The 12,700-nt window shown below is 65.1% G+C and carries 14 protein-coding genes and 1 riboswitch; of the genes, 8 read left to right on the top strand and 6 right to left on the bottom strand.

The window, feature by feature from the left end; all coding sequences use genetic code 11:
- Positions 1-76 precede the first annotated feature (76 nt).
- Together ACPPVR_RS38820 and ACPPVR_RS38815 are read right to left on the bottom strand one after the other, a co-directional pair.
- Positions 77-451, bottom strand: coding sequence for a response regulator (locus tag ACPPVR_RS38820; protein WP_426611751.1), 375 nt, complete (start codon positions 449-451; stop codon positions 77-79).
- A gap of 38 nt (positions 452-489) precedes the next feature.
- Positions 490-1,380: an MJ0042-type zinc finger domain-containing protein gene (locus tag ACPPVR_RS38815; RefSeq protein ID WP_426611750.1), complete on the bottom strand. Its 891-nt coding sequence runs from the start codon at positions 1,378-1,380 to the stop codon at positions 490-492.
- A gap of 178 nt (positions 1,381-1,558) precedes the next feature.
- Here ACPPVR_RS38815 and ftsE point away from each other — a divergent pair, with 178 nt between their 5' ends.
- The 4 genes from ftsE to ACPPVR_RS38795 all read left to right on the top strand — a co-directional run bounded on the left by ftsE (position 1,559) and on the right by ACPPVR_RS38795 (position 4,838).
- Positions 1,559-2,218: a cell division ATP-binding protein FtsE gene (ftsE, locus tag ACPPVR_RS38810; RefSeq protein WP_426611749.1), complete on the top strand. Its 660-nt coding sequence runs from the start codon at positions 1,559-1,561 to the stop codon at positions 2,216-2,218.
- Positions 2,211-3,179 carry a cell division protein FtsX gene (locus tag ACPPVR_RS38805; protein ID WP_426611748.1) on the top strand — a complete coding sequence of 323 codons (969 nt, stop codon included), beginning with the start codon at positions 2,211-2,213 and terminating at the stop codon, positions 3,177-3,179. Before ftsE ends, ACPPVR_RS38805 begins: the two co-directional genes overlap by 8 nt.
- 154 nt (positions 3,180-3,333) lie before the next feature.
- Positions 3,334-4,038 (top strand): YdcF family protein, encoded by a 705-nt coding sequence (locus tag ACPPVR_RS38800; protein ID WP_426611747.1) that lies wholly within the window; start codon positions 3,334-3,336, stop codon positions 4,036-4,038.
- 26 nt (positions 4,039-4,064) lie between these two features.
- Positions 4,065-4,838, top strand: a complete 774-nt coding sequence (locus ACPPVR_RS38795; RefSeq protein WP_426611746.1) for a lysophospholipid acyltransferase family protein — start codon at positions 4,065-4,067, stop codon at positions 4,836-4,838.
- Here the strand turns inward: ACPPVR_RS38795 and ACPPVR_RS38790 are convergent.
- Positions 4,835-5,446 carry a gamma-glutamylcyclotransferase gene (locus ACPPVR_RS38790; protein ID WP_426611745.1) on the bottom strand — a complete coding sequence of 204 codons (612 nt, stop codon included), beginning with the start codon at positions 5,444-5,446 and terminating at the stop codon, positions 4,835-4,837. The two genes, ACPPVR_RS38795 and ACPPVR_RS38790, sit on opposite strands and share 4 nt — an antisense overlap.
- 110 nt (positions 5,447-5,556) lie before the next feature.
- On the opposite strand from ACPPVR_RS38790, the gene ACPPVR_RS38785 reads away from it, so the two are divergent.
- The 4 genes from ACPPVR_RS38785 (at position 5,557) to ACPPVR_RS38770 (ending at position 9,412) form a co-directional block, all read left to right on the top strand.
- Complete coding sequence (locus ACPPVR_RS38785; RefSeq protein WP_426611744.1) at positions 5,557-6,741, top strand: DUF2125 domain-containing protein; 1,185 nt, start codon at positions 5,557-5,559, stop codon at positions 6,739-6,741.
- Between the two features lie 133 nt (positions 6,742-6,874).
- On the top strand, positions 6,875-7,096 hold the full coding sequence (locus tag ACPPVR_RS38780; RefSeq protein WP_426611743.1) for a hypothetical protein: 222 nt from the start codon (positions 6,875-6,877) through the stop codon (positions 7,094-7,096).
- A gap of 283 nt (positions 7,097-7,379) precedes the next feature.
- Positions 7,380-8,951, top strand: coding sequence for a hypothetical protein (locus ACPPVR_RS38775; RefSeq protein ID WP_426611742.1), 1,572 nt, complete (start codon positions 7,380-7,382; stop codon positions 8,949-8,951).
- Between the two features lie 17 nt (positions 8,952-8,968).
- Positions 8,969-9,412 (top strand): hypothetical protein, encoded by a 444-nt coding sequence (locus tag ACPPVR_RS38770; RefSeq protein ID WP_426611741.1) that lies wholly within the window; start codon positions 8,969-8,971, stop codon positions 9,410-9,412.
- A gap of 54 nt (positions 9,413-9,466) precedes the next feature.
- On the opposite strand, the gene ACPPVR_RS38765 is transcribed toward ACPPVR_RS38770, so the two are convergent.
- The 3 genes from ACPPVR_RS38765 to ACPPVR_RS38755 are packed head-to-tail and all read right to left on the bottom strand — an operon-like array spanning position 9,467 to position 12,385.
- On the bottom strand, positions 9,467-10,408 hold the full coding sequence (locus ACPPVR_RS38765) for a prephenate/arogenate dehydrogenase family protein (RefSeq protein WP_426611740.1): 942 nt from the start codon (positions 10,406-10,408) through the stop codon (positions 9,467-9,469).
- The gene (locus tag ACPPVR_RS38760; protein ID WP_426611739.1) at positions 10,405-11,502 is read right to left on the bottom strand and encodes a pyridoxal phosphate-dependent aminotransferase; all 1,098 of its coding nucleotides are present in this window, start codon (positions 11,500-11,502) and stop codon (positions 10,405-10,407) included. The genes ACPPVR_RS38765 and ACPPVR_RS38760 overlap by 4 nt, the downstream gene beginning before the upstream one ends.
- A gap of 34 nt (positions 11,503-11,536) precedes the next feature.
- Positions 11,537-12,385: a chorismate mutase gene (locus ACPPVR_RS38755; protein WP_426611738.1), complete on the bottom strand. Its 849-nt coding sequence runs from the start codon at positions 12,383-12,385 to the stop codon at positions 11,537-11,539.
- 204 nt (positions 12,386-12,589) lie between these two features.
- Positions 12,590-12,669: riboswitch (SAM riboswitch) on the top strand.
- The last annotated feature ends 31 nt before the right edge of the window (positions 12,670-12,700 follow it).

The following is a 12,700-nucleotide window of genomic DNA, read 5'->3' as shown; positions in this document are numbered from 1 at the left end:
CGCATCGGCCAATCTAGCCGATCCAGCGAGTCGTGACCTACAAGGTTGACGGATCAGGTTCGGCTAAGTTGGGGCTTCAGGTCTTCTTCGCCGCGAGCGCGTCCGCGACCGCCGTGCGGATGTCGGCGACCGAGAACGGTTTTGTCACGACGTCATGCACCAGCGCGTTCAAATTCGACGCGCGCTCGCGTTGGTCGGCATAGCCGGTCATCAGCAAAATGGTCAGGTCGGGGAAGTCGCGCGCGGCGGAGAGCGCCAGCGCGATGCCGTCCATGACCGGCATCTGGATGTCGGTGAGCAACAGATCGAACGCGCCGTCCTCGCGGGTCAGGATCTCCAGCGCCTCGGCGCCGTCCTGCGCGGTGACGGTCTTGTGGCCGTCCATGGCGATGGCGCGCGCCACGAGCAGGCGCATCGAATCCTCGTCATCGGCGATCAAGACTTTTGGCATGAGACCAACCTTGGGACCAATCTCCCGCGCGGGACCGATTATACGCTGCCGCCGGCAATGTCGCGCCGGTTGAAGAAGCGAACGTCGATATTGCGGCCTTCCGGCGGCGGTGATGCCAGACGTGACCTGAAGAAGGCGCGCTCGCCGGGCTGGAGCACGGTCTGCTCCAGCACCGTATTCCAGGCGTAGATCTCCGCGCCCTGCGCATCGCGCACCGCGAAGCGCAGCCGCGGGATATCGAGCGCCCTCTTGCCCTGGCCGACGATCACGCCCTCGATCACCAGCACCTGCTTACCGTCCACGGTCTCGCTCGACAGTTTGACGTCCTTGAAGGCGAGCCCGCGCAGATTCACATCAAACCCGACCATCTTGTAGAACGCCGCCGTCTGCGGCAGCAGCCGCACCATGTCGCCGCGCCAGATCACCAGCGCCAGCACCAGCGCGCCCATGGCGGCGCAGGCGGTCGGCAGGCCGAAATGGGATTTGCGCCGTGCCGTGGCGGCGACCGGGCGGCGGACCCGCGCGCCGCGGCGCTGGAACAGGCCGCGGAACCAGGATTGGTGCGGTTCGCCGGCGCCATCGTCTTCAGTGGACCGGGCTGCAGCCGACCAATCGTCTTCGGTCGCGTCTTCGGTCTCCTGGGCATCCTCGGTGGGCCAGTCGCTGGCGATCGAGGGGCTCTCGACCACCGGGGTCTCGGCCGCGCCGTCGTCCTTGGCGTACGAGTTCCACTGCTCCGCGAGGCTGGCCTCGTCGTCGGCCTGGCTGGCCGCCGCCATGGCCGGTACGGCCACCTCCTCGATGGCATCCTCGGGATGCGCCATCCAGGTTTCCTTGCAGCGGGAGCAGCGGACCGTCCGCCCATTGGCCCCAAGGCTCGCAAGCTTGATGGCGTAGGATGTCGTACAATGGGGGCAGACGATATGCATGGACGAGCCTTGATGCATGGAGAATCTTGGCGATGCCCCAGTCATTGGAAACCGGGCGGCCTGAATGCTACAGGGCGACCGTTAACGAACCGGAAACCATAACGGTCGCACAACCCCTTGATCGCATGCGGCGAAACCTCGCAGCGCGCGCCGAATCCCCCCTCGAACGGAGCTGAGCTTGGTTCGGTTCGAAAATGTCGGATTGCGTTACGGCCTGGGGCCGGAGATCCTGCGCGACCTCAGTTTCCATATCCCGGCGCATTCCTTCCAGTTCCTCACCGGCCCGTCCGGCGCTGGCAAGACGTCGTTGCTGCGTCTGTTGTTCCTGTCGCACCGGCCGACGCGCGGCCTCGTCAATCTGTTCGGCCACGACATCTCACAGCTCGGCAAGGACGAGATCGCCGACCTGCGCAAACGCATCGGCATCGTGCTCCAGGATTTCCGCCTGCTCGACCACATGACGACCTATGAGAACGTGGCGCTGCCGTTCCGCGTCATGGGCCGCAGCGAGTCGAGCTATCGGAAAGAAGTCATCGACCTCCTGCGCTGGGTTGGCCTCGGCGAGCGCATGGATGCGCTGCCGCCGATCCTGTCGGGTGGCGAGAAGCAGCGCGCGGCGATCGCGCGCGCGGTGATCTCGCGGCCGCAGCTCCTGCTCGCGGACGAGCCGACCGGCAGCGTCGACCCGACGCTCGGGCGAAGGTTGCTGCGGCTCTTCATCGAGCTCAACAAGTCCGGCACCGCCGTCATCATCGCGACCCACGATATTGCCTTGATGGACCAGTACGAGGCGCGCCGCTTCGTGCTGCATCAGGGACGGTTGCACGTCTATGAATAGGACCGACGAGCGCGGCGTGCTGGTCGACCTCGGACAGGAACGTCCGCAGCTTCCGGCCAGGGCGCGCAACATGTCGCCGATCGTGCCGCGCGCCTCGATCCACGGCCGCGCGCTGGTCGCCGTCGTCGCCATCATGACCTTCCTTGCCTCGATGACGACGGGCACGGTGCTCTTGGTCAGCGCCTCGGCCGCGGAATGGCAGTCGGATGTCGCGAGCGAAATCACCATCCAGGTCCGCCCGCAATCCGGACGCGACATCGAGCGCGACTCCGCGGCGGTGACCGAGGCGATGCGCGCGCAAGCCGGCATCGTCGAGGTCAAGCCCTTCACCAAGGACGAGAGCGGCAAGCTGCTCGAGCCCTGGCTCGGCACCGGGCTTTCGATGGACGATTTGCCGGTGCCACGCATGATCATCGCCCGCGTGCAGCCCGGCACGGCGCTCGATCTCGGTGCCTTGCGTGCTCGCGTGACACAGGTTGCGCCAAGCGCCAGCGTCGACGATCACCGCGCCTGGATCGAGCGGATGCGCTCGATGACCAACGCCACCGTGTTCGCCGGCATCGGCATCCTCGCGCTCGTCATCGTCGCGACCATCATCTCGGTCTCGTTCGCGACCCGCGGCGCCATGGCGGCGAACCGTCCGATCGTCGAGGTGCTGCATTTCGTCGGCGCCGGCGACCGCTACATCGCCAACCGCTTCTTGCGGCATTTCCTCAGGCTCGGCCTCGAAGGCGGCGTGATCGGCGGCGGCGTCGCCATGTTGCTGTTCGGCTTCTCCGAGTCGATCGCCGGCTGGTTCTCCGGCACCCCTGTCGGCGACCAGTTTGCGGCCCTGCTCGGCACCTTCTCGCTGCGGCCGTCCGGCTATGTCGTGCTCGCGGTGCAGGCCGTCCTGATCGGCGCGATCACCGCAGTCGCCTCGCGCCAGACGCTGTTTGCGACATTGAATGATGTCGATTGAGGCTTCTTCGCCTCCCCCCGCAGGCGGGGCCAGGGAGCACACCGCCGACGCGGATAGAGTAGTGGTCCACTGCGTTCGAGAGCCCTATAAAACCGGACTCCACTTCGCCTCAAAACGTCCTAAAATCATCCGGGGAAGGGATCACCGACATCGCATGACCTCGCCGACCGACGATCGATCGCCGAACCTGCCGCGCGGCTGGCTGCGCGCGGCCGTGGCGTGGACGGTTGCGTTTGTTTTCGTCGGCGCGGCGGCGGGCTTCGTCGCGTTCCTGGCGCAGTTGCGCGGCGCCGAGATCGCGCCGGACCGCAAGGCTGACGGCATCGTGGTCCTGACCGGCGGCTCCTCGCGGGTGTCGGATGCGATGGAGCTGCTCGCGGCCGGCTATGGCAAGAGGCTTTTGATCTCGGGCGTGCACCCGACCTCCACGGCAAGCGACATTTCCCGGACCCTGCCTGAGAACCTGTCCTTCATGACCTGCTGCGTCGATCTCGACCGCACCGCGCTCTCGACCCGCGGCAACGCGGCAGAGGCGCGGCGCTGGGCCGAGGGGCGCGGCTTCAAATCGCTGATCGTGGTCACCTCGAATTATCACATGCCGCGCGCGCTGGTGGAATTCTCGCACGCGATGCCGGAGACGGCGCTGGTCCCGTTCGTCGTGGTTGGCGACAAATGGCGCGAGGAGCCGTGGTGGACCTCGGCCTCGACGCTGCGGCTGTTGCTGTCGGAATATGTCAAGTACGTCGCCGCCGAGCTCAGGGTCCGGCTGGAGGATTTCGGGATTGACCTTTCGCCCGAAGTGTTGGAGCAGCCTGCGGGCATGCAATCGAAGCGGCCCGCCACGGCACAGGCCAACTGACAGAGCCAATCGATCGGATTTTCCGGATGTTTTTGATTTTCCTGCGTTCGCTCGTCTTCAACGTGCTGTTTTACGCGGTGCTGGTGTGCCTCGCGATCGTTGCGCTGCCGACCTTCGCGATGCCGCCGCGTGCCTTGCGAACGGTCGCGGGATGGTGGGCTAAGGCGACGCAGTTTCTGATGCGCGTGATCTGCAACATCAACGTGGAATTCCGCGGCGTCGAGAAGATTCCGTCAGGTCCTCTGGTGGTGGTCGCCAAGCACCAGTCGTTCTGGGAAACGTTCGCGCTAATGCCGTTGTTCGATCGCCCGATCTTCATCCTCAAGCGCCAGCTCATGCACATTCCCGTCTTCGGTCAGTTCCTGGTCAAGATGGGCATGATCTCGATCGACCGCGGCGCCGGCGTGAAGGCGCTCCTAGACATGACACGACGGGCGCGCGCGGCGGTGCGCAGCGGTTGCCAGCTCGTGATCTTCCCGGAAGGCACGCGCCGGCCGGCCGGTGCGGCGGCGGACTACAAGACCGGCTTTGCCCAGATCTATTCCGCATGCGGCGTGCAAAGCCTTCCGGTCGCGCTCAACTCCGGCCTGTTCTGGCCGCGCCGCACCTTCATGCGCTATCCCGGAACGCTGGTCGTGGAATTCCTCGATCCGCTGCCGCCGGGCCTGCCCAAGGACGAGTACATCGCGCGCGTGCGCGACGAGATCGAGGCCGCGACTCGCCGCATCATCGAAGCAGGGCGGAAGGAGCAGGAGCGATTGATCGGCTCCGCGCCGAGCTACGCGGCCTCGGGCAGCTAGCGATTCTCGCGGTCGTCAGTCGGAGCCGGCGTGTGCAGGGAATGCGCCTCTCCATGCAGCATCGTCGCGAGCTGATGCAATTGCGTGTCGCGAAAACCTTCGGCCTCGATCGCCTTCACGGTCGCCGTCACATAGTCGCGGTTGGCGCCGGACTGGCCGTGGCCCTGGAGCACGTGGCGGTGCTGCTCAGTGAGCGACAGCCGGCCGGCATATTGCACATGACCGCGGTCGACCACATAGGCAAGTGCGGAGACGCGCTGGCGCGCCTCGTTCTCCAGCCACACCGAGCGCATCACTTCGCGATAGACCGACGTCACCTGCTCGCGCGCCCGCAAATAGGCGACCACGTCGGCGCGGGTTTTCTCGGCGACGCGGAAGGCGATGCCGCGGCAGGCGCCGCCTCGGTCGAGCCCGAGCACCAGGCCGGGCTGCTCCGGCGTGCCACGATGTACGAAGGAATAGACGCAGAGCGCGCGGTGCTCGCCGACCAACCGTGCCGGGACACGTTCCTCGAATTCGAAGCCCGGCCGCCACATCAGCGAGCCATAGCCGAACACCCAGAGGTCGCCCTTGGCTGTCGTGACGGAGGGGAGGGTGATTTCCGACATTTCGGGCACGGCTACCAGAACCGTGCCCCCAAGCGAAGTGAATTCTCCGCCTTTCGCCGCAGGCCGGCCTCGCTTACATTTGACAAAATCTGGGGTCAAAGGGTCGCCGCATGTCCGATAAGACCGTTGCCGCAGGCCGGCGCTCCCGTTGGGGGCTCTTCATCCCCCCCGTTCTCCTCCTGATCCTCGCCGTCGCCTGGAGCGGCTTCTGGTTCTATGCGGCCTCGCAGGCCGAAGTGGCGGCCGACGCCTGGCGCGCGCAGGAGGCCAAATCGGGCCGCCTCTATGATTGCGCCAAGCGCTCGATCGCGGGCTTCCCGTTCCGCTTCGAGGTCCAGTGTTCCGGTGCCAGCGTCGCCCTGATCTCGCAGAACGCGAGCAAGACGCCGTTCACGGCCAAGCTCGACAACATCCTGGTGGTCGCCCAGGTCTATGATCCCAAGCACGTGATCGCCGAGTTCTCGGCACCGGCAACGCTGACGGACGGCGTCACGCAAAACACCTTCGTGGTGAACTGGAGCAAGGGCCGAAGCAGCGTGATTGGCCTGCCGGCCATTCCGGACCGCGCCTCCATCGTGTTCGACGATCCCAGCATCAACCGGCTCGATGGCAGCGCGCAGGTGCCGCTCGCGCGAGCCAAGCAGGTCGAGCTGCACGGGCGCCTCGCCGACGGATCGCCATCCGATCATCCCATCATCGAGACCGTACTCCACGTCGCGCAGGGTAGTATCCAGGGCGTGCATCCGTTGCTCGCCGAGCCGTTCGAGGCCGACACGCGCGCGAAGATCACGGGGCTCTCGGACCTCACGCCAAAGCCTTGGCCGCAGCGCTTCCGCGAGATCCAGGCCGTCGGCGGCCATATCGAGATCGTGCAGTCGCGGATCCAGCAGGGCGAGATGATCGCGGTCGCCGCCGGCACGCTCGGCCTCTCGGTCAATGGCCGGCTCGACGGCGAATTGCAGATGACGGTGACCGGGCTGGAGCGCGTGATCCCGGCGCTCGGCATCGAGAAGATGCTGGAAGAGGGCGTGCCGCAGGCAACCCTCGATCGCGTCGCGCCGGGCGTGAAGTCAAAGGACCTCAACAATCTCTTTGGTGCGCTCGACCGCGCCGTTCCCGGCCTCGGCAAGGTCATCAAGCAGAACGCCAATGCCGGCGTTGCCGCCGGCATCAATTCGATCGGCACCGAGAGCACACTGGAAGGCAAGAAGGCCCGCAGCTTCCCATTGAAGTTCGTCGACGGCGCCGTGCTGCTCGGCCCGGTCAATGTCGGCCAGATTCCGCCGCTGTATTGATCGGCGCTCACGGCGCCTTCGCGCCAACGTGATGATGAGGCGGCTTCGCATCGGGAATGCGGAGCCGCAAAGTCCGCTCTCTCTCTATGTCGACCGCACGATGAGGCGGTCCGCCCAGGCAGGAGAGAAACCCATGACGACGTCCAAGCTGTTCGTTGCCGCCATCGCCATCTCGACCGCACTCGCGACGCCCGCGCTCGCGCAGTGGCAGGCGCAGGAGCCGGCTGCCTTCGAGGCCCAGTATCCGAACGGCGACCGCAACATGTCGAGCCCCGTTACGCGCGATTCCATGGCCTACGTGCCTTCTGCGAAATCACCGCGCCCCACGGTGATCCGCGTGACCAAGGGCAAATAGCCGCCATCCCCCTTGAGACATTGCGCGTCGCGGAGTTGGGCCCGGCCATGTCTCGGTCGGGCCCAATGCGCGGCTGCCTTGGTCCATGCGCGACAATTGCGCGCGTGCGGATCGGCGAAGCGACGAAAATATTCCGACCATGATCGTCAGGAAAACGTGATGCAGAAGATGCGCGAGCCCGCGAATAACCACAGCCGCATTCGCATCACTCCTCACCAGGGAAGCATGCACGCGCCGGGGGCGCAACCAATAGCACCTGCTTCCCCAGTGGAGGGATGCTTACGTGCGGATCATCAATTGCGGACTGATGCTAGGACTACTCGCTGCCTGTTCGGGACAGGCGCGTGCCGACGACAATGTCTCAACCGAAATCCAGGCGCTGAAGGCGAAGCTGAAGGAGCTTCAGCAGAAGGTGGATTCGGAGGCGCGTAAGACGCGCCAGGTCGAAGCGGTGCAGGCTAAAGTCATGCCGATGCCGGGGACCTACAAGGCGCTGCCCGTTGAGGCATGTGCGGGCGGCAAGGTCTGCTACAAGGGCGTCACGCTGACATTCGGCGGCTGGGTCGATCTCACCGGCATCTACCGGTCCCGCAATCTCGCTTCCGACACCGGCTCGGTCTACAACTTCATCCCCTACCAGCAGAGCCGAAACTTCAACATTCCGGAAACGCGCTTCTCCGCGCGCCAGAGCAGGTTCTCGGTGCTGGCAGAAGGCAATGTCGACGCCGACACGCATCTTGCTGGTTACGGTGAAATCGACTTCGAAGGCGCGGCGCAGACGGCGAGCTCGGTTGCGACCAACTCGTTCAATCCACGCATGCGGCAGCTCAGCGTGGAGGTCGACCGCAGCGATCTCGGTCTCCACTTCCTCGCCGGGCAATCATGGTCGTTGAACTCCCCAGGCAGGGCGGGCATCGATTCGCACGGCGTCGATGCGCCCGGCGTGATCGACTTCGAATCCGTTCCGGGATTTATCTCCGCGCGGCAACCCGGTCTGCGCGTCTGGCAGGACATTGGGCCCGAATTCAAGATCGCTGCGTCGGTCGAGAATGCCCAGACAGCCTTCTTCGGCGGCAACGTCCCGTCGGTCGGCACCCCCGCCGTCGGCCCGCAGGGTGTGCTGAACCCAAACCTGCAAGTCAATCTGACCGGGCCGGGCGGGAGCTTCTTCAACAACCTCAACAATGTCAGCTTGAACCAGGTGCCCGACGTCACCGTCAAGGCGGCGTGGGATCCAAGGCTTGGGCCCTACAAGCTGCATGTCGAGGCCTGGGCGCTCTATCGCCAGCTGTTCGATCGCTTCAACAACGCCAATCACACCTATGATACCGGGAGTTTCGGCGGCCACGTCTTCGCCGAGCTGATTCCGAAAACGCTCGACCTCCAGCTCTATGGCTCCCACGGCGTGCTCGGGCGCTTCACGCAGACGCCGTTCCCCGACGCGGCACTCGCGCAGGACGGCACCATCCTCCCGCTGACCATCACGGCGGCCACGGTCGGCCTGGTCTGGCATGCGACGCCGGGACTCGATGTCTACTCCTATGCGGGCCTGGAAAAGGCCAAGGCCAATTTCGCCAATGTCGGAACGGTCCCGTTCGGCTACGGAAATCCGCTCTACAACAACGCCGGTTGTGGCATCGAGAACTCGCCGGCGGCGACCTGCAATGGCAACACAAAGGAGGTCCGGCAAATCACCGCCGGAATCTACGACACCATCTATGAGGGCAATTACGGCACGCTCAAAGCCGGCGTGCAGTACTCCTACACCCAGCGGATCGCTTTCGACGGTGTCGGTGGCGCGCCCAAGACCGACGACAATATCGTCATGACCCAGATCCGCTACTACCCGTTCTAGTCTTCCGAGAGGGACAGTTGTCCGACGGTCTTCTGATCCTTCGGCTCGCGCACGTCGTCGCCCGGCTTGGCCTGGCGATGACGGGTGCGGTCGGCGCGACCTTCGTCGCGGCATTGTTGATGCGGGTCGAGCTGCCCTGGTTCGACACGGTCGAATTCACCGCCGTGCTGATCGTGCTCGGAATGAGCGGCGCCTATCTCGGGATCGACATCCCGCGCTGGCCGCAGCTTCGGGCGAAGCCCGCACACCAATCCGCAGCGATCGGTCTCGCCAGCGCAACTGGCACGTTCCTCGCGGCGGGCGCAGGCCTGCTCGCGCTCTACGCCTTCGTGTTCGACGAAACCTCGGACGCGACCGGCAATCTGATGTTCGGCATCACATGGGCACTCGGCGTGTGCATGCAGATCGGCGCCGGTCTAGCCGGCCGCCTCCGCACCGCGAGGATCAAGGATCGCCGCTAGAGCATGATCCGGAAAAGTGTGCCGCGGTTTTCCGAAAAGATCATGCTCAAATAATTAGTCCGGCTTCTTGCCGAGTTGTGCATGCGGCCGGCCGAAATCGGGCGCGGCCGAATCCTGGCCTATCTCGACGATGCCGCGACGGATGGCGCGGGTGCGCGTGAAGTGGTCGAACAGCGCCTCGCCGTCGCCGCGGCGGATGGCGCGGGTGAGCTTTGCGAGATCCTCGGTGAAGGTGCCGAGCATCTCCAGCACGGCGTCCTTGTTGGCGAGGAACACGTCGCGCCACATCGTCGGATCGGACGCCGCGATGCGGGTGAAGTCGCGGAAGCCGCCGGCAGAGAACTTGATGACTTCGGACTCCGTCACCTGCTGCAACTCGTCGGCGGTGCCGACGATGGTGTAGGCGATCAGATGCGGCAGATGGCTGGTGATGGCGAGTACGAGATCATGATGATCCGGCGTCATCACCTCGACCTTGGCGCCCATCGCGGCCCAGAAGGCGCGCAAGTGCGCGACGGCGGCGGTGTCGGTGCCTTCCGGCGGCGTCAAAATGCACCAGCGGTTGATGAAGAGCTCGGCGAAGCCGGAATCCGGTCCCGAATGCTCGGTGCCCGCAACGGGATGCGCTGGAATAAAATGAATGCCCTTCGGCAGATGCGGCGCCATGTCCCTGACGATCGCGCCCTTGACCGAGCCGACGTCGGAGACGATCGCGCCCGGCTTCAGATAGCCTGCGATCTCCTGCGCCACCGGCCCGCAGGCGCCGACGGGGATGCAGAGGATGACGAGATCGGCATCCTTCACCGCTTCCGCATTGGTCGCGACGACCCGGTCGACGATACCGAGTTCGAGCACCCGCGCGCGTGTCTTCTCCGAGCGCGCGGTGGTGACGATCTCGGAAGCCAAGCCCTGGAGCTTCGCAGCACGCGCGATCGAGCCGCCGATCAGGCCGAAGCCGATCAGCGCAACGCGCTGGAAGTGCGCTTCGGCGTTCATTTGCCGGCCACGAAGTCACGCAGGCCGTCGACGACGAGGCGGTTGGCCTCCTCGGTGCCGATGGTCATGCGCAGCGAATGATGCAGACCGTAATTCTTCAGCCCGCGCAGCACGAGGCCGCGCTTGGTCAGATAGGCGTCGGCGTCGTCCGAGGTCTTGCCCTTGTCGGTCGGAAAATGGATCAGCACGAAATTGGCGACGCCGGGCGTCACCTTGAGCCCGAGCTTGGTGATCTCCTCGGCCAGCCAGTTGCGCCAAGTCTCGGTGAATTGCTTCGACATCGCCTGGTGTGCGGTGTCCTCGATCGCGGCGACCGCGGCGTACATCGCCGGCGTCGACACGTTGAAAGGGCCGCGGATGCGGTTCACGGCATCGATGATGTGCTCGGGGCCGAACATCCAGCCGACGCGCAGCGCTGCAAGGCCGTGGATCTTGGAGAAGGTGTGCGTCACCACCGTGTTCTCGGTGGTGGCGACGAGCTCGATCCCCATCTCGTAGTCGTTGCGGGAAACGTAATCGGAATAGGCGGCGTCGAGCACCAGCAACACATGCGACGGCAGGCCGGCGCGCAGGCGCTTGACCTCGTCGAACGGCAGATAGGTGCCGGTCGGATTGTTCGGGTTGGCGAGCCAGACCAGTTTTGTCCGCGGCGTCACGGATTTCAAGATGGCATCGACATCCGAGGTGAGGTTCGTCTCCGCTGCGACGACATTCTTGGCGCCGACCGCCATGGTCGCGATCGGGTACACCAGGAAGCCGTGCGTGGTGGAGATCGCCTCGTCACCATGGCTGAGATAGGTGTGGGCCAGCAGATTGAGGATCTCGTCCGAGCCGGCGCCGCAGATGATGCGGTTGGGATCGAGCCCAAAAGTGCGGCCGATCGCTTCGCGCAGCACGCGCGAGGTGCCTTCCGGATAGTCCTCCAGATGATCAGCCACGTGCTTGAAGGCCTCGATCGCCTTGGGCGAGGGTCCGAAGGGCGTCTCGTTGGCCGAGAGCTTGAACACCTTGCGGCCCGGCTCCGCCACCGGGGTCTTGCCGGGCGTGTAGGGCGCAATATCGAGAATGCCGGGGTTCGGCACGGGGCGGGACATCTTCAACTCCGGAATGGCAGGCTAGGTTCGCGATTTACGATTTCGACCCGGTTGGGGGCACCGTATAGCGCGTTGCGTGGCTGCCGACGAGGGCCGCGGAGCGCACCGAGGCCCCCGCTTCGATCAGGGCAGCCTTGATCTTGTCGAGGCTGCTCGCCGCGGTGACCGAGACCAGCAGGGCCGCGCCGTCGAAGGCGGTATCGGGCACCGCCACGATCTCGGCGAGCGGCGATAGCGCCCGCGCGACCTCGGCGTTCCACCCCGAGACGCGCACGCTGAAGGTCTCGACCTCCGTCACCAGGGCGCTGTCGGCGACGCGCGAGATCGCAAACACGGGCAGTGCTGCCGGATGGTCGGCGCGCTCGACGAAAGGCAGCCGTGCGATGATCTTTGGCGCGCCTGCTGCTTCCAGCTCCAGCCACCACGGCGTGCGGCTGGAGGTTGCCGAGACCAGCGCCAGGTCGCCTTTGGATTTTGCCACTGCTTCGACCGCGGCCTGCGCGCTGAAATGCGCGACGTACGGCACGGTGAAGCCGAAATGGAAGCGCACGGAATCGCGCATCGCGGGTTCGCTCACCGCGATGTCGGCATGCACCGAGAATGGCGCCTGCACGTAGGTGAACGTCGCGATGATGACGCGCCAGATGCTCTCCACCGTGTCGAGCGGCAGAATGCCGCGATGGCGCTCGACGATGTCACGCATCATGGAGGCCTCGCGCGCCGGGCGGAACGCGGAGCCAACCTCCTGGGTCTGCTTCACCTGGATTAGGCGGTCGATGATGTCGCCACGCTGCATCAGCAGGCGATGCATGCCCTCGTCGATTGCGTCGATCTCCTTGCGCAATTCCTGCAACGATGGTGGCGCGGGCGGACGTTGGGACATAGCTGACAAGGACTGTTGAGAGGCATTCCAATGCGGATCGGCAAGCGCCGGATCCGCTGCGGTCAAGGTTCTGATTAGGCAGGATGGGCGGCGAAAGCAAAGAGAAATGCAAAGAGAAACTAGGCCGTTTCGGCTGGCAGCGCGGGGGCGAATTTGGTCAATCCGGACCGTGGCTTGACGAAAACAGCCTGAGCCAGTAGAATTTGCCTGTTCCGTGGTCATTTGAGCCGGCCGGCTTGCAGCCACGTTAAAAAACTCGCTAAACAGGCCGGGGACGTTTTCGATCCCGGCCGAACCTATCGTTCAGGCCGGGTT

The sequence above is a fragment of the Bradyrhizobium sp. McL0616 genome (genome assembly GCF_049993385.1).
Classification (GTDB): domain Bacteria; phylum Pseudomonadota; class Alphaproteobacteria; order Rhizobiales; family Xanthobacteraceae; genus Bradyrhizobium.
The sequence above is the reverse complement of the archived record's forward strand: the minus strand, read 5'-3'. Positions and strand labels throughout refer to the sequence as shown.